The sequence below is a fragment of the Pseudomonas sp. NPDC090203 genome, from assembly GCF_044746765.1.
Lineage (GTDB): Bacteria > Pseudomonadota > Gammaproteobacteria > Pseudomonadales > Pseudomonadaceae > Aquipseudomonas > Aquipseudomonas putida_AD.
In genome coordinates this window covers 536,378-552,391 of sequence record NZ_JBIVCV010000002.1, presented here as the reverse complement: position 1 = coordinate 552,391, position 16,014 = coordinate 536,378, and the positions used below count along the sequence as shown (strand labels likewise).

Genomic DNA, 16,014 nt, shown 5'->3' with positions numbered 1-16,014 from the left:
TCAGGCAACCTCGACCGGCGTGCCGCCCAACTGGCCCAGCGCGTTGATCACCGAATCAGGCTCCAGCAGGCGCAGGCAGTTGTAGTGGCCGAACCGGCAGGTGCGTTCGAAGCACGGGCTGCACTCGATGCCCAGTTGCACGATCTCGACGTGGTCGGCCAGCGGCGGGGTAAAGCCCGGCGACGTCGAACCGTAGACCGCCACCAGCGGGCGGTTCAGCGCGGCGGCCACGTGCATCAGCCCTGAGTCGTTGGACACCACGGCATCGGCGCAGGACAACAGGTCAATGGCTTCGGCCAGCGAAGTGCCGCCGCTGAGGTTCACCGACTCTTCGCGCAGGCCCGGAATCAAGCGGTCACGGATGCTCTCGCCCACCGGGAAGTCGTTCTTGGAGCCGAACAGCCAGACCTGCCAGCCTTCGCGAATTTTCGCCTCGGCGACCTTGGCGTAGTGCTCGGACGGCCAGCGCTTGGACTCGCCGAATTCAGCGCCTGGGCACAGCGCCAGCACCGGGCGATCCAGCGCCAGGCCGAACTTGGCCAGGGCGGCATCGCGGCTGGCGGTTTCGATCTGAAGGCTGGGTTTGGGATAAGGACGCGGAATCTCGGCGCCCTTGTCATAGGCCAGGGCCATGAAGCGCTCGATCATCAACGGGTACTGCTGTTTGTCCAGGGTGCGCACGTCATTGAGCAGGCCGTAGCGGAACTCGCCGCGCCAGCCAGTGCGTTTGGGGATCCCCGCGAAGAACGGCACCAGCGCCGATTTCAGCGAGTTGGGCAGCAGGATGGCCTGGTCGTACTGGCCCTTGAGCGATTTGCCGATGTTGCGGCGGGTCGCCAGTTCAAGCGCGCCGTGGCCGAGCGGAAAGCTCAAGGCGTTGCGCACCTCTGGCATGCGCTCAAGGATCGGCCGGCTCCATTCGGGGGCCAGCACATCGATTTCGCACTGCGGGTGACGCTGTTTCAGGCACTGGAACAGCGTTTGCGCCATTACCATGTCACCGACCCAGCTGGGCCCTACGATCAGAATTCTCATGCTCAATCCAAAAACCACCAGAAACGAGCAGGGAGGCCTATCAGACTGCGTGACGCTTCCACACAGCCTGACGCCTCCCTGTCATAGCTTTATATAGATCCACATTGTTCGGATCTTGCTTTGGCCCCGTCGCGGGCAAGCGCGCTCCTACAGATACCGCGTTCTACTGTAGGAGCGCGCTTGCCCGCGACGAGGCCCGATGCGTCAACTCAACCCCAACTGCGCCCAGATCCGCATCACCTCATGCCGCTCGTCAGCGAACTGATCGCCACTGACCACCCCCGGATTCTTCTGCAGGGCCTGCTTGTGGGCGGCTGAACGGTACGCCTTGTACACCTCGCGCAGCAGGCTGGCATCGGCGGCGGGCATCAGTCCGACCTGCTCGAGACCTTCCAGAATGCGGATGTTATCGGTGTAACGGGACAGCTCGGGGTGCTCTCTGGACCACGCTAGGGCCGCGTATTGCACCATAAATTCGATATCGACGATACCACCGGCGTCTTGCTTGAGGTCGAACGACGACGTGGCGTCGAAGGCATTCGGGCCTTTGCCGGCCGCCGTACCCTTGGTGCCGAGGTTGTCGCGCATCTTGGCGCGCATCTCGCTGACTTCCACCCGCAGGGTGTCCGGGTCCCGCTCGCGGCCCAGCACGGCAGCGCGCACTTTCTCGAAGCCCTGGCCCACATCCTGGCTGCCCACCAGCACCCGCGCCCGCACCAGCGCCTGATGCTCCCAGGTCCAGGCCTCGTTCTCCTGATAGCGCGCAAAGGCCCCCAGCGAACTGACCAGCAGGCCCGAAGCGCCCGAAGGCCGCAGGCGCATATCCACCTCGTAGAGCTGGCCGGAGTTGGTCTGAGTGGTGATCAGATGAATGATGCGCTGCCCCAACCGGGTGAAGAACTGCGCGCCGTCGATGGGCTTGGCACCGTCGGTCTCGGCCTGGGGGTCGCCATCGTGGACGAACACCAGGTCCAGGTCCGAACCATGCCCCAGCTCGATGCCACCGACCTTGCCATACCCGACAATCACAAAGCCCGGATCGCACAGGGTGCCGTCCGGACGCCGCGGCGCGCCGTGGCGTGCAACGGTGTGTCGCCAGGCCAGCGCCAGCACCTGCTCCAGAATCGCCTCGGCCAGCCAGGTCAGGTAGTCGCTGACTTTCATCAACGGCAGGCTGCCGGTGATTTCGGACGCCGCCACCCGCAGGCTGTGGGCCAGCTTGAAGTGCCGCAGCGCTTCCATCTGCTGTTCCAGATCATCCTCGGGAATGCGCGTCAGACGCTCGCGCAGTTCGGCGCCCAGTTCCAGCGCCTGGGGTGGGCTGAACAGGCGACCTTCATTGAGCAATTCGTCCAGCAACAGCGGGAAGCGGGCGATCTGCTCGGCGATCCACGGGCTGGCTGCGCACAAGGTCAAAAGTCTGCGCAATGCACCCGGGTTTTCGGTGAGCAGCACCAGATACGCCGAGCGCCGGGCCACGGCTTCGACCAGTGGCAACACGCGCTCAAGCACCAGGTCAGGGTCGGAATGCTCCACCGCCTGTGCCAATAACCGGGGAATGAAGGCATCGAGCCGCTCACGGCCCAGACGCTGCATCGAGCGCAGTTGCGAGCTGTTGCGCAGGTTGTTCAGATGATTCAGCGCCTTTTGCGCGTCGGCGAATCCGCCCTGCTGCAACTGACGGCAGGCGCTTTCTTCATTTTGGGATTCTTCCCACAGCGGCAGCCACTCGCCACCGACAACCTCTTCGCCACCGTCCTGAGGATTTTCCTCTTCGTCGGGGTCGGCGATGACCTGGCGGAAATGCCAGTCCACCCGGCCGCGCCAATACATCAGCTTTTCATGGAAGCTGTCCCAGTCGACAAAGCCCATGATCAGGGCAATCCGCGCCTGATCCTGCGGGTCATCGGGCAGCATCTGGGTCTGGCGGTCGGCGATGGCCTGGATGGCGTGCTCGGTGTAGCGCAGGAATTCATAACCTTCGCGCAGCTCGCCCACCACCGCTGGCGGCAGGTAGCCCTGCCCTTCGAGGGTTTTCAGCACTTTGAGCAAGGGACGCTGTTGCAGGCTCAGGTCGCGGCCGCCGTGGATCAACTGGAAGGCCTGGGCGATGAACTCCACTTCACGGATGCCGCCCGAACCCAGCTTGATGTTGGCGGCCATGCCCTTGCGCCGCACTTCCTGCTGGATCAACTGCTTCATGGTGCGCAGGGCTTCGATGGCGGAGAAGTCCAGATAACGCCGATAGACGAACGGTCGCAGCATTTCCAGCAGTTCCGCGCCCTTGGCCTGGTCGCCGCCGACCACCCGGGCCTTGATCATGGCGTAGCGCTCCCAGTCGCGGCCCTGATCCTGGTAGTACTGCTCAAGCGCATTGAAGCTGAGCACCAGCGCACCGGACGAGCCGTAGGGGCGCAGGCGCATGTCGACGCGGAACACAAACCCGTCCACCGTGACCGGATCCAGCGCCTTGATCAGCCGCTGGCCCAGGCGGATGAAGAACTCCTGGTTGTCCAACGGGCGCTTCACGCCCTGGGTTTCGCCGCCCTCGGGGTAGGCGAAGATCAGGTCGATGTCCGAAGACAGGTTCAGCTCCACCGCCCCCAGCTTGCCCATCCCGAGGATGACCATCTGCTGCGGCTCGCCGCTGCGCCGCCCGGCCGGGGTGCCGAATTGCTGGCAATGGCGCTCGTACAGCCATTTATAAGCAAGGTCGATACTGCCATCAGCCATGTCGGAAAGGTCACGGCAGGTTTCGACCAGATCCGCCTGGCGGGTCAGGTCGCGCCAGATAATTCGCACTTGCTGGCGCGTGCGTTGACGACGTAGATTACGCCCCAGCTCATCGTCGCTGGTGGCAAGATCCACTGCCGCGGCGATCTGCCCACGCAACTCCCCGGGCGCGAAACTGCGCTCCAGCTCGCCGGATTCGGCCAGCTCCAGCAACATGTGCGGATCACGGATGATGTGCTCGGCAACAAAGTCACTGGCCGCACAGACGCGGTCGAACGCACCACGGCGCTCGACGGGCCAGGCAGCGAAAGCCGCCTGATCCGAGTCAGTCATGGATTCAAGAGCGACACTAAAGGATTGTTGTGCCCGTGTGACCAACGGCAGCAGGATGGCCGGCAGGTCAGCCAGCAAGGGAAGGCTCATGGTCTATCCTTGATCGGCGTTCAAAAGACTACCCGATGTGGTGGTTTTACCTACATAACAGGCTGGACTGTCGAACAAAGGTTAAAAATTGCTGACTAAAGATATTTATTGGTTGTCAGCATAACGTTTCACTTGATCTGTTTGTTGTTTCAACCAAAATCAGCGATTCGTTTCACAGCTTCACACGAGCGAAAACATCGTTCAGCTGTAGTTTTACTACTGTATATACAAGTCGAAAAGCTGAAACGGCCAAAGATTTGTAGTAAAACTACACAACGCCGGGTACAACGCCGGCGATCCAAGAATTTTTATACCGTCTGCCCACAAGGCCAGTCGCAACAAACTCAGGCGACCGATTCTGGAAGCCTTTCCGCCCTGGAGCAAGCCATGCAAGACCTCGATCCCGTCGAAACCCAGGAATGGCTGGACGCCCTGGAATCGGTTCTCGACAAAGAAGGCGAAGACCGTGCTCACTATCTGATGACCCGTATGGGTGAGCTGGCCACACGTAGTGGTACACAGCTGCCGTACTCCATCACCACGCCATATCGCAACACTATCCCGGTTACCCGCGAAGCGCGTATGCCAGGCGACCTATTCATGGAACGCCGCATTCGCTCGATCGTTCGCTGGAACGCCCTGGCGATGGTGATGCGCGCCAACATGCAAGACCCCGATCTGGGCGGCCACATCTCCACCTTTGCCTCCAGTGCGACGCTGTACGACATCGGCTTCAACTACTTCTTCCAGGCTCCGACCGAAGAACACGGCGGCGACCTGATCTACTACCAGGGTCACGCATCGCCAGGCATCTACGCTCGCGCCTTCCTGGAAGGCCGCTTGAGCGAAGAGCAGATGCTCAAGTTCCGTCAGGAAGTGGACGGCGGCGGTCTGTCTTCGTACCCGCACCCGCACCTGATGCCGGACTTCTGGCAGTTCCCTACCGTTTCCATGGGTCTGGGCCCGATCACCGCGATCTACCAGGCACGCTTCATGAAGTACCTGGAAAACCGTGGCTTCATCCCGGCCGGCAAGCAGAAAGTATGGTGCTTCATCGGTGACGGCGAGTGTGACGAGCCGGAAACCCTGGGCGCCATCTCCCTGGCTGGCCGCGAGAACCTGGACAACCTGATCTTCGTCATCAACTGCAACCTGCAGCGCCTCGACGGCCCGGTTCGCGGCAACGCCAAGATCATCCAGGAACTGGAAGGCGTGTTCCGTGGCGCCGCCTGGAACGTCAACAAGGTCATCTGGGGCCGCATGTGGGACCCACTGTTCGCCCAGGACGAAGACGGCCTCATGCAGCGCCGCATGGACAAAGCCATCGACGGCGAGTACCAGAACTACAAGGCCAAAGACGGCGCCTACGTGCGCAAGCACTTCTTCGGCGACGATCCAGAGCTGCTCAAGCGCGTCGAGAACCTGTCCGACGACGAGATCTGGAAACTCAACCGTGGCGGCCACGACCCGTACAAGGTCTACGCAGCGTACCACCAGGCGGTCAACCACAAAGGCCAGCCTACCGTCATCCTGGCCAAGACCATCAAGGGTTACGGTACCGGTGCGGGCGAAGCGAAGAACACCGCGCACAACACCAAGAAAGTCGATATCGAGTCGCTGAAGAAATTCCGCGATCGCTTCGACATCCCGCTGAACGATTCCGAACTCGAATCGCTGCCGTTCTACCGTCCGGCCGAAGACAGCGCGGAAATGAAATACCTGCGCAAGTGCCGCGAGAAGCTGGGCGGCTCCCTGCCACAGCGTAACCGCGGCAACATCAGCATCCCGACGCCTTCGCTGGATACCCTCAAGTCCGTCCTGGACGGCTCGGGCGACCGCGAAATCTCCACCACCATGGCGTTCGGTCGTATCCTGGCCTCGATGGTCAAGGACAAGGAACTGGGCAAGCGCATCGTTCCGATCCTCGCCGACGAAGCCCGTACCTTCGGTATGGAAGGCATGTTCCGCCAGTTGGGTATCTACTCGCCTGTCGGCCAGCTGTACGAGCCAGTCGACCGCGACCAGGTCATGTACTACCGCGAAGAGAAAGACGGCCAGATCCTGCAGGAAGGCCTCAACGAGGCAGGCGCGTTCTCCTCGTTCATCGCGGCGGGTACTGCCTACAGCAACTACAACACCCCGATGCTGCCGGTCTACATCTTCTATTCGATGTTCGGCTTCCAGCGTATCGGCGACCTGGCCTGGGCGGCTGGCGATGCCCAGACCCGCGGCTTCCTGCTGGGCGGCACCTCCGGGCGTACCACGCTCAACGGTGAAGGCCTGCAACACGAAGACGGTCACAGCCACATTCTGGCCAGCACCATCCCGAACGTGCGCAGCTATGACCCTGCCTATGCCTACGAGCTGGCAGTGATCATGCAGGAAGGCACGCATCGCATGATGACGCTGCAGGAAAACGTCTACTACTACATCACCGTGATGAACGAGAACTACCACCAGCCAGCAATGCCGGCCGGTGTAGAGCAAGGCATCATCAAGGGCATGTACCTGCTCGAGGAAGACAAGCGCGAAGCGGCTCACCACGTTCAGCTGATGGGCTCCGGCACCATCCTCAACGAAGTGCGCGAAGCAGCGAAGATCCTGCGCGAGCAATTCAACATCGGCGCCGATGTGTGGAGTGTCACCAGCTTCAACGAACTGCGTCGCAACGGCCTGGCCGTTGAGCGCAGCAACCGCCTGAAGCCAGGCCAGAAGCCACAATTGAGCTACGTTGAAGAGTGCCTCAATGGCCGCAAGGGTCCGGTGATCGCGTCGACCGACTACATGAAACTGTTCGCTGACCAGATCCGTCAGTGGGTTCCTACCAAGGAATACAAGGTCCTGGGCACTGACGGCTACGGCCGTTCGGACAGCCGCAAGAAGCTGCGTCACTTCTTCGAAGTCGATCGTCACTTCGTGGTGCTGGCCGCTCTGGAAGCCTTGGCTGATCGTGGCGATATCGAACCTAAGGTCGTGGCTGAAGCCATCACCAAGTTCGGCATCGATCCTGAGAAGCGTAACCCGCTGGACTGCTGAGCCGTAAATCGAGAAGAGCGCTGAAAGCCATGCGCGAAACAGCCGCCGATGCGGAATTTACTTCGGTAAATGAGCATCTCCGGCTGTTTCGTTGCTGGTGCACCAGCGCAGTCGAGTGAACAGGTTCTCCTGAGGAGAGACATTGTGAGTGAGTTAATTCGTGTACCCGACATCGGCAGCGGTGACGGTGAAGTCATTGAGCTGTTCGTCAAGGTTGGCGATCGCATCGAAGCCGACCAGAGCCTGCTGACCCTGGAGTCGGACAAGGCGAGCATGGAAATCCCGGCGCCGAAGGCCGGTATCGTCAAGGCGCTGAAAGTGAAGCTGGGCGACCGTCTGAAAGAAGGCGACGAACTGCTGGAGCTGGAAGTGGAAGGCGAAGCCGCCGCTGCTCCTGCTGCTGCCGAGCCTGCTGCTGCCGCACCTGCACCAGCTGCTGAAAAGCCTGCAGAAGCTGCTGCTGCCCCGGCCGCTGCTCCAGCCCCGGCTGCTGCTGCGTCCGTTCAAGACATCCACGTGCCGGACATCGGCTCGTCGGGCAAGGCTCGCATCATCGAGCTGCTGGTCAAGGTGGGCGACAGCATCGAAGCTGATCAATCGCTGATCACCCTGGAATCCGACAAAGCCTCGATGGAGATCCCGTCTCCAGCCGCTGGCGTGGTCGAAGCCATCAGCGTCAAGGTCGAAGACGAAGTCGGCACTGGCGACCTGATCCTGAAACTGAAAGTGGCTGGCGCCGCGCCTGCCGCTGCACCTGCTCAGGCTGCCGCCCCGGCTCCGGCCAAGGCTGAAGCACCTGCCGCAGCACCGGCTGCAGCTCCAGCGCCGAAAGCTGAAGCAGCACCTGCTCCTGCCGCTGCGCCAGCCAACAACGGCGCCAAGGTTCACGCAGGCCCGGCTGTTCGTCAGCTGGCCCGCGAGTTCGGCGTCGAGCTGAGCGCAGTCACAGCTACCGGTCCTCACGGCCGCGTGCTGAAAGAAGACGTGCAGGTGTACGTCAAGGCCATGATGACCAAGGCCAAGGAAGCGCCTGCTGCTGGCGGCGCTACCGGCGGCGCGGGCATCCCGCCGATTCCGGAAGTCGACTTCAGCCGTTTCGGCGAAATCGAAGAAGTGCCGATGACCCGCCTGATGCAACTGGGCGCGTCCGGTCTGCATCGCAGCTGGCTGAACATCCCGCACGTCACCCAGTTCGACCAGGCCGACATCACCGACCTGGAAGCTTTCCGCGTTGCGCAGAAAGCCGTCGCCGAGAAAGCCGGCGTCAAGCTGACCGTGCTGCCACTGCTGCTCAAGTCCATCGCGCACCTGCTCAAGGAACTGCCGGACTTCAACAGCTCCCTGGCGCCAAGCGGCAAGGCTGTGATTCGCAAGAAGTACTTCCACATCGGTTTCGCGGTGGATACTCCTGACGGCCTGCTGGTTCCGGTCATCAAGAACGTCGACCAGAAGAGCCTGCTGCAACTGGCAGCCGAAGCGGCCGAGCTGGCTGAAAAAGCGCGCTCCAAGAAGCTGTCGGCCAACGACATGCAAGGCGCCTGCTTCACCATCTCGAGCCTGGGTCACATTGGCGGCACCGGCTTTACGCCGATCGTCAACGCGCCGGAAGTCGCGATCCTGGGCGTGTCCAAGGCCACCATGCAACCGGTCTGGGACGGCAAGGCCTTCCAGCCACGCCTGATGCTGCCGCTGTCGCTGTCCTACGATCACCGCGTGATCAACGGCGCCGCAGCTGCCCGCTTCACCAAGCGTCTGGGCGACCTGCTGGCCGACATCCGCACCATCCTGCTGTAAGCCGTACAAGGCCCGTTTCTCGCGAGACGGGCCTTCGCTGTTTTTCGAGCTGCCACGCTCGTACCTCAACCCCGCTCATATGGCGGGGCTTTTTTTGGCTTTTTTTTGTAGGAGCGCGCTTGCCCGCGACCGCGTCGGCCGATCCAACATCGTTGGCGACTGACACCCCGCCGTCGCGGGCAAGCGCGCTCCTACAGAGAATGGCGTCTCTGCCGATAACCAGAAGCTCCAAAAACAACCACTTACACCTCTTTCCCGACAAATCCGACCAATAACCTTCAGTTAATCCCCGATTTGCCGACAGATTTATAGCACTAAGCCATCGCGCTCACTTGTCAGCCCGTTCGCCATGATGCAACCTTGCGACACGCGATTTAACGATGGGCTCCTTGCCCACGCGCGACCGTACTCTTAAAGCGAGTTCCTTCATGAAAAGCCAACCTGATGCTGCCGCCCGATCGGCAGCCGAGGTCGTGACGCAATTGCCGGTGCCCTCGCGGCTCGGCATGCTGCGTTTCGAGCGGCTGAATGAACCCAGCTGGGCCATGCTGTACCTGGACCCAAGTTGCGAAAAGCAGTTCGACATGCCCGCCATCGAGCTGTGCGCCCTCATTGGTGCGCCCTACGCCAGCCTGATGGAGCCCGAGGCCCGCTACCAGTTGCACGACGCCATCGCGCAGCAACTGGCCAGCAATTCCCATTACGTGATCCGCTACACCCTGCACACCGCCCGTGGCCCCTTGGGGCTGATGGAAATCGGTGAGGGCTATCGCCAGCACAATCGCGACCTGCTGCGCGGCTACCTGATGGTGGTCGACGATGTGTTCGAAGCCAGTGGCCTGAGCTTCACACCTGACCTGGAAATCCAGAACTCGCGCCTGCAGATGGCGCTTGAGTTGAACCAGCGCGCCCAGTACGAGCAGTTGCAGCATCTGGAGCGAGTACGTGCCCAGCAGAGCCTGATCCTGCGCCTGGCGCGGCACCGCTACAGTTCGAGCAACTCGCTGCAGGAAGCCGCCGAGCTGATCACCAAGAACGCCTGCGAAATCTACGACATCGCACGGGCGGCGATCTGGAACCTCAACGGCAAAACTCTCGAGCCCATCGCCGAGTACCGGCGAGAGACCGACGAATACCTCAAGCCCGCGCCGATCGACATCAGCCATTTCCCCAGCTACCTGGACGCCCTGCACACCAGCCGCGCGATCGATGCCAACGACGTGGCCCAGGACCCGCGTACCCGGGAGCTGGCCGAACGTCTGCTGCCACGTGACATCAACGCCATCCTCGACGCCAGCGTGCGCATCGATGGCCACGTGGTGGGGGTGTTGTGCCTGGAACAGACCGGCACGCCACGGGAATGGCAGGCGGACGAGATCGCCTTCGCCGGTGAGCTGGCCGACCAGTTCGCCCACGCGATCAACAACCACAATCGCCGTACCGCCACCAGCGCCCTGCACCTGTTCCAGCGGGCCGTCGAGCAAAGCGCTAACGCCTTTCTGCTGGTCAATTGCGACGGCGTGGTGGAATACGTCAACCCAAGCTTCACCGAGATTACCCAGTACAGCGCCGACGAAGTCCACGGCCACCGCCTGTCGGAATTGCCGGCGCTGGAAAATCTGAGCTCCCTGCTGCTCGATGCCAACTCCAGCCTTGCGACCAGCAACAGCTGGCAGGGCGAATTCAAGAGCCGGCGCAAGAACCTGGAGCCCTACTGGGGCCAGTTGTCGATTTCCAAGGTCTACGGCGACAACCGCGAACTGACCCATTACATCGGTATCTACGAAGACATCACCCAGGCCAAGCTCTCCCAGCAGCGGATCGAGCGCCTGGCGTACACCGACAACCTGACCAATCTGGGCAACCGGCCGGCGTTCATTCGCACCCTGGACGAGCACTTTGCCCGGGACATCGAAACGCCCATCAGCCTGCTGCTGGTCGACATCGACAACTTCAAGCGCATCAACGACAGCCTCGGCCACCAGACCGGCGACAAGCTGCTCATCAGCCTGGCCCGGCGCCTGCGCAACAGCCTGAGCCCGACCGGCATTCTGGCGCGTTTCGCCAGTAACGAATTCGCCGTGCTGCTGGACGACACTGGCCCCGAAGACGGCCAACGCATTGCCAGCCAGGTGCTGACCACCCTCGACAAGCCGATGTTCGTCGATAACCAGTTGATCAGCGTGACTGGCTCCGTGGGCCTGGCCTGCGCGCCCCTGCACGGCCGCGATCCGCAGACCCTGATGAAAAACGCAGGCCTTGCGCTGCACAAGGCCAAGGCCAACGGCAAGCATCAGGTACAGGTGTTCACCGAAGCGCTCAACGCCGAGGCCAGCTACAAGCTGTTCGTCGAGAACAACCTGCGCCGCGCCCTGACCCAGAACGAACTGGAAGTCTTCTATCAGCCTAAGCTGTGCCTTCGTACGGGCCGTTTGCTGGGCATGGAAGCGCTGCTGCGCTGGAACCATCCGGAAAAGGGCATGATCCGCCCGGACCAGTTCATCAGCGTCGCCGAAGAAACCGGCCTGATCATCCCCATCGGCAAGTGGGTGGCGCGCCAGTCTTGCCGCATGAGCAAGCAACTGACCGCCGCCGGTTACGGCAAGCTGCACGTGGCGATCAACGTCTCGCCCAAGCAGTTCTCCGACCCCGAGCTGGTCAGCTCCCTGGCCAATATCCTGCGCGAAGAACAGCTCGACCCGTCGCTGCTGGAACTGGAACTGACCGAAGGCCTGTTGCTGGAGGCGACCGAAGACACGCGCCTGCAACTCGAATCGCTGAAAACCCTGGGCCTGACCCTGGCCATGGATGACTTCGGAACCGGCTACTCGTCGTTCAGCTACCTGAAGAAATTCCCCATCGACGTGATCAAGATCGACCGCAGCTTCATCCGCGACATCCCGGATGACCAGGACGACATGGAAATCACCTCGGCGGTCATCGCCATGGCGCACAACCTCAAGCTGACGGTGGTCGCCGAAGGCATCGAGACCGCCGAGCAACTGGCATTCCTGCGCCGCCACCGTTGCGACGTGGGCCAGGGCTACCTGTTCGACAAGCCGATTCCCGGCGAAGAGCTCATCAGCAAGCTGCGCCGCTACCCGAAAGCCTCCCAGGCCTGACGCCCCTTCCCCACCCAGGCGATGTGCGGCACACTGCCGTTCTTTGATTTGTCATCGCTGCCCCCATATACCTTTTTCACTGACAAACCCTGTCGGTCATCCTGCCCCTTGAGGATTTGCCCCATGGTCTTGCGCTCGGAAATTCTTGTGAACAAAACTGAACTGCCTAACGCCCAGCAGGCTTTGCCGGGCCGCGAAACACCGATGGCCTTGCCGGAGAAGCACTTCGTCAACGACACCCCGCTGCTCGGCCCCTTCTTTGAAGACGTCGAATTCGCGATTTTCGGCCTGGGTTGCTTCTGGGGCGCCGAGCGTCGTTTCTGGCAACGTGATGGCGTTGTCAGCACAGTCGTCGGCTACGCGGGCGGCTTCACGCCGAACCCGACTTATGAAGAAGTGTGCTCCGGCCTGACCGGCCACAGCGAAGTGGTACTGGTGGTGTACGAGCCTGCGAAAGTCAGTTACGAAGAGTTGCTGGCGATGTTCTGGGAACTGCACAACCCGACCCAGGGCATGCGCCAGGGCAATGACATCGGCACTCAGTACCGTTCGGTGATCTACGCCACCACGCCGGAGCAACTGGAAGCGGCCAAGGCCAGCGCCCAGGTGTATCAGGCTGAACTGACCAAGGCCGGGCTGGGCGACATCACCACCGAAATCGACCAGGCACCGACCGTGTACTTCGCCGAGGCGTATCACCAGCAATACCTGGCGAAAAACCCGCAGGGTTATTGCGGCATCGGCGGCACCGGCGTGTGCATGCCACCGAGCCTGAATCCCTGATTATCCTGTAGGAGCGCGCTTGCCCGCGACGGCGTCGGCATATCCAACATCGTTGGCGACTGACACTGCGCTGTCGCGGGCAAGCGCGCTCCTACGGATCCAGCCGGGTGAATCCAACCCTTTCAAACAGCCCAAGACCCCGTAGCAGTCCGGCTTGCCGGCGACAGCGCCCTCCAATCCGCCACAGCCTCAAGCCTCGGCAATCAACCAATCCAGCCGCCAGTCACCACCGGTCTGCGCCAATGTCTTGGCCAGCCACGGCAGCAACTCGCGCAGCTCCTCTTCCAGCCCCCACGGCGGGTTGGCAATCGCCAGGCCCGAGCCGGTCAGGGTGTTGGGCGTATCCACCGGATGCACCAGCAGCTCCACACGCAGCAGCTTGGGCGCGCCGGTTTCGGCCAGTTCCTGATAGAAACGCTTGAGCGCGCGCTGGTCCTTGATCGGGTACCAGATCGCCGCGACGGTCTGGCGCATGCGGCCGATGGTTTCCTTGAGCGCCACCGAGCAGCGCTTCATCTCGTCCAGTTGCTCGAACGGCGGGTCGATCAACATCACGGCACGCTTTTCCTGCACCGGCAGCAAGGCACGGGGCACATGCCAGCCTTCGCCCAGGTGCACGGCCACGCGCTTGTCGTATTTCATGTTGTCCTTGAGCAGCGCGCCGTCTTCGGGGTGCTTCTCGTTGAGCAGCACGCGGTCCTGCTCGCGAGTCAGGCGCCGGGCCAGCTCCGGGGAACCCGGGTAGTAGCGCAGCTCGCCGGTCTTGCGGTTCATGTGCCGCAGCACATCCAGATAGCCCTGGGCCATGGCCGGCACATCTTCAGCGTCCCACAGGCGGCCGATCCCTTCGATCCACTCACCGGTGCGCGTGGCCTGGTCGCCCTGCAGGTCGTACAGGCCCAGCCCTGCGTGGGTGTCGAGGTAGGCGAACGGCTGCTCCTTGCGCGACATCAGTGCGATCAGGCGAGTCAGGACGATGTGTTTCAAGACGTCGGCGTGGTTGCCGGCGTGGAAGGCGTGACGGTAGTTCATGGCGGCTCCTGGAAGGCCGGGCAGTTTAACAAAACCGCCGCGCCTGCGCAGACCGCTCATGCCCCTTGGGCCTGACAAAAAACCCGGGCAAAAAAATCCCCGGTTAAGCCGTTACAAAACCGGGGTTGAGGGAGTTGCGTGGGCTAGAGGGTGACCAAACCATGGCCCGCGCAAGTATGAATGGGGCCATTATGCCCAGTTAACTAAACGGTTACATAGCCAAAACCGACACACTGATGTGCATCCCAGACATTGCCGACGGCAGGTATTGCCGAGCGTGCGGCGCGCTACCAGAATCGGCCCAACCCCAATAAAAGGAGCGAGCCTCATGATGCATGCAGACCTGATCGACCAGGACGATCTTCTCGGTCAACTCAGATCCATCGGCTTTGAAATGCCATCAGGGGCCACCGCCGAACAAGCCTGCGCCCAGGCCGTCTGCGGCCTGAACGACGACCGCGCCCGAGCATTGCGCCAACTGGTGGAGAGACTGCTGAGCGGCGGCGCGACCATCCTTCCGGCCGTGCGCCAGGCCATTGACCAGCAGTTGCTGCCGGCGTTGGCGACCTACAACAAAAGCAAGACTCACTGACTCCCCTGTAGGAGCGCGCTTGCCCGCGACGGCGTCGCCATGTCCAACATCGTTGGTGACTGACACTTCGCTGTCGCGGGCAAGCGCGCTCCTACAAGAGGGCGCTGCTTCCCTTCTCTTACAACCTCACACTCGCAAACGTCGACTCGTTACGCGCCTGGCTCAACGCCGACAGCGGGCCTGAGAGCGGCGCCAGCACCATGGCCTGCGGAATCGGCAGCATCGCCACCTGTTGCGCGGTGTTGGAGCCTACGCGCTCGTCACGTGGCGGAATGCCGAAGTATTCGCGGTAGCACTTGGAGAAGTGCGGCGTGGACACGAAGCCGCAGACCGACGCCACTTCGATGATCGACATCGGCGTCTGCTTGAGCAACTGACGCGCGCGGATCAGGCGCAGCTTGAGGTAGTAGCGCGACGGCGAGCAGTGCAGGTACTTCTGGAACAGCCTTTCGAGCTGCCTGCGGGAAACCGAGACATAGACCGCCAGTTCGTCGAGGTCGATCGGCTCTTCGAGGTTGGCCTCCATCAGCGCGACGATTTCCTGCAGTTTTGGCTGGTTGGTGCCGAGCATGTGCTTGAGCGGCACGCGCTGGTGATCCTGTTCGTTACGGATGCGCTCGTACACGAACATTTCCGAGATGGCGGCGGACAGTTCACGGCCGTGATCGCGGCTGATCAGGTGCAGCATCATGTCCAGCGGCGCGGTGCCACCGGAGCTGGTGAAACGGTTGCGGTCCAGGGTGAACAGGCGGGTGCTCATGGCCACACGAGGGAAAGCTTCCTGCATCGCTGCCAGGCATTCCCAGTGCACGCTGCAATCGAAACCGTCCAGCAGGCCTGCGCACGCCAGCGCCCAACTGCCGGTGCACACAGCGCCCAGGCGGCGGGATTGACGGGCCTGGCTTTGCAGCCAGCTCACGTGCTCACGGGTCACGGTGCGTTGAATGCCGACACCGCCGCAGACGATCACGGTGTCCAACACCGGTGCCTTGTGCATGGCCGCATCCGGGGTGATTTGCAGACCGTCGCTGGCCCAGACCTGGCCACCGTCGACGCTCAGGGTGGTCCAGCGATACAGCTCGCGACCGGACAACTGGTTCGCCATGCGCAGTGGCTCTACCGCAGATGCGAGAGAGATCAGTGTGAAATTGTCCAGCAGCAGGAAGCCGATGGATTGAGGCGCACGGTTCTGGGGTTGGGCCCCGGAGTTGAACGAAGTCATCACAGTATCTCCTCACACGAAAGCGGCTGATGGCCCCAATCAGGGCTCTTGTTGTTCTGCCCTCTCACTGGAGAGCTATGGCTATTGCAACGCAAATGCCATGCCTAAAGTTGAATGAGCATTCAATTACTCTCGTTTGCGACGTCGTGATGCGTCTATTCGGGAGCGACATGGCCGTTCAGTTAGCGACCTATCGATTCAAAAGCCGCGCAGGCATTGGAGAGGTGAGCAAATCGGTAGCA

Annotated in this window: 9 protein-coding genes; 5 read left to right on the top strand and 4 right to left on the bottom strand. The window is 61.9% G+C overall.

Annotation, left to right across the window (positions count from 1 at the left end; translation table 11 throughout):
* Positions 1-1,035 (bottom strand): lipopolysaccharide heptosyltransferase II, encoded by a 1,035-nt coding sequence (gene waaF, locus ACIPO9_RS05275; RefSeq protein WP_400779186.1) that lies wholly within the window; start codon positions 1,033-1,035, stop codon positions 1-3.
* Positions 1,036-1,239: 204 nt separating this feature from the next.
* Complete coding sequence (glnE, locus tag ACIPO9_RS05270) at positions 1,240-4,191, bottom strand: bifunctional [glutamate--ammonia ligase]-adenylyl-L-tyrosine phosphorylase/[glutamate--ammonia-ligase] adenylyltransferase (protein ID WP_400779184.1); 2,952 nt, start codon at positions 4,189-4,191, stop codon at positions 1,240-1,242.
* 387 nt (positions 4,192-4,578) lie between these two features.
* Between glnE and aceE the strand changes: the two genes are divergently transcribed.
* From aceE to msrA, 4 genes are all read left to right on the top strand, one after another.
* Positions 4,579-7,227 carry a pyruvate dehydrogenase (acetyl-transferring), homodimeric type gene (aceE, locus tag ACIPO9_RS05265; RefSeq protein WP_274131739.1) on the top strand — a complete coding sequence of 883 codons (2,649 nt, stop codon included), beginning with the start codon at positions 4,579-4,581 and terminating at the stop codon, positions 7,225-7,227.
* A 144-nt stretch (positions 7,228-7,371) separates the two neighbouring features.
* Positions 7,372-9,021: a dihydrolipoyllysine-residue acetyltransferase gene (gene aceF, locus ACIPO9_RS05260; RefSeq protein ID WP_400779183.1), complete on the top strand. Its 1,650-nt coding sequence runs from the start codon at positions 7,372-7,374 to the stop codon at positions 9,019-9,021.
* A gap of 428 nt (positions 9,022-9,449) precedes the next feature.
* Positions 9,450-12,143, top strand: a complete 2,694-nt coding sequence (locus tag ACIPO9_RS05255; protein WP_400779181.1) for an EAL domain-containing protein — start codon at positions 9,450-9,452, stop codon at positions 12,141-12,143.
* 123 nt (positions 12,144-12,266) lie between these two features.
* Positions 12,267-12,926 carry a peptide-methionine (S)-S-oxide reductase MsrA gene (gene msrA, locus ACIPO9_RS05250; RefSeq protein ID WP_400779179.1) on the top strand — a complete coding sequence of 220 codons (660 nt, stop codon included), beginning with the start codon at positions 12,267-12,269 and terminating at the stop codon, positions 12,924-12,926.
* Between the two features lie 189 nt (positions 12,927-13,115).
* Here the strand turns inward: msrA and ACIPO9_RS05245 are convergent, their stop codons facing one another.
* Positions 13,116-13,958 carry a 23S rRNA (adenine(2030)-N(6))-methyltransferase RlmJ gene (locus tag ACIPO9_RS05245; protein ID WP_274131744.1) on the bottom strand — a complete coding sequence of 281 codons (843 nt, stop codon included), beginning with the start codon at positions 13,956-13,958 and terminating at the stop codon, positions 13,116-13,118.
* A 328-nt stretch (positions 13,959-14,286) separates the two neighbouring features.
* Between ACIPO9_RS05245 and ACIPO9_RS05240 the strand changes: the two genes are divergently transcribed.
* Positions 14,287-14,550 carry a hypothetical protein gene (locus ACIPO9_RS05240; protein ID WP_400605681.1) on the top strand — a complete coding sequence of 88 codons (264 nt, stop codon included), beginning with the start codon at positions 14,287-14,289 and terminating at the stop codon, positions 14,548-14,550.
* Positions 14,551-14,668: 118 nt separating this feature from the next.
* Here ACIPO9_RS05240 and ACIPO9_RS05235 read toward each other — a convergent pair whose 3' ends face one another.
* Entirely contained in the window at positions 14,669-15,772 is a 1,104-nt protein-coding gene (locus ACIPO9_RS05235; RefSeq protein ID WP_274131748.1) for a GlxA family transcriptional regulator, read from the bottom strand.
* Between the last annotated feature and the right edge of the window lie 242 nt (positions 15,773-16,014).

What these genes read in the sequence shown, in the direction of transcription:
- ACIPO9_RS05245 (WP_274131744.1), bottom strand. Translation starts at nt 13,958, where the DNA reads ATGAACTACCGTCACGCCTTCCACGCCGGCAACCACGCCGACGTCTTG.
- ACIPO9_RS05235 (WP_274131748.1), bottom strand. Translation starts at nt 15,772, where the DNA reads ATGACTTCGTTCAACTCCGGGGCCCAACCCCAGAACCGTGCGCCTCAA.
- ACIPO9_RS05240 (WP_400605681.1), top strand. Translation starts at nt 14,287, where the DNA reads ATGATGCATGCAGACCTGATCGACCAGGACGATCTTCTCGGTCAACTC.
- msrA (WP_400779179.1), top strand. Translation starts at nt 12,267, where the DNA reads ATGGTCTTGCGCTCGGAAATTCTTGTGAACAAAACTGAACTGCCTAAC.
- glnE (WP_400779184.1), bottom strand. Translation starts at nt 4,191, where the DNA reads ATGAGCCTTCCCTTGCTGGCTGACCTGCCGGCCATCCTGCTGCCGTTG.
- ACIPO9_RS05255 (WP_400779181.1), top strand. Translation starts at nt 9,450, where the DNA reads ATGAAAAGCCAACCTGATGCTGCCGCCCGATCGGCAGCCGAGGTCGTG.
- aceE (WP_274131739.1), top strand. Translation starts at nt 4,579, where the DNA reads ATGCAAGACCTCGATCCCGTCGAAACCCAGGAATGGCTGGACGCCCTG.
- waaF (WP_400779186.1), bottom strand. Translation starts at nt 1,035, where the DNA reads ATGAGAATTCTGATCGTAGGGCCCAGCTGGGTCGGTGACATGGTAATG.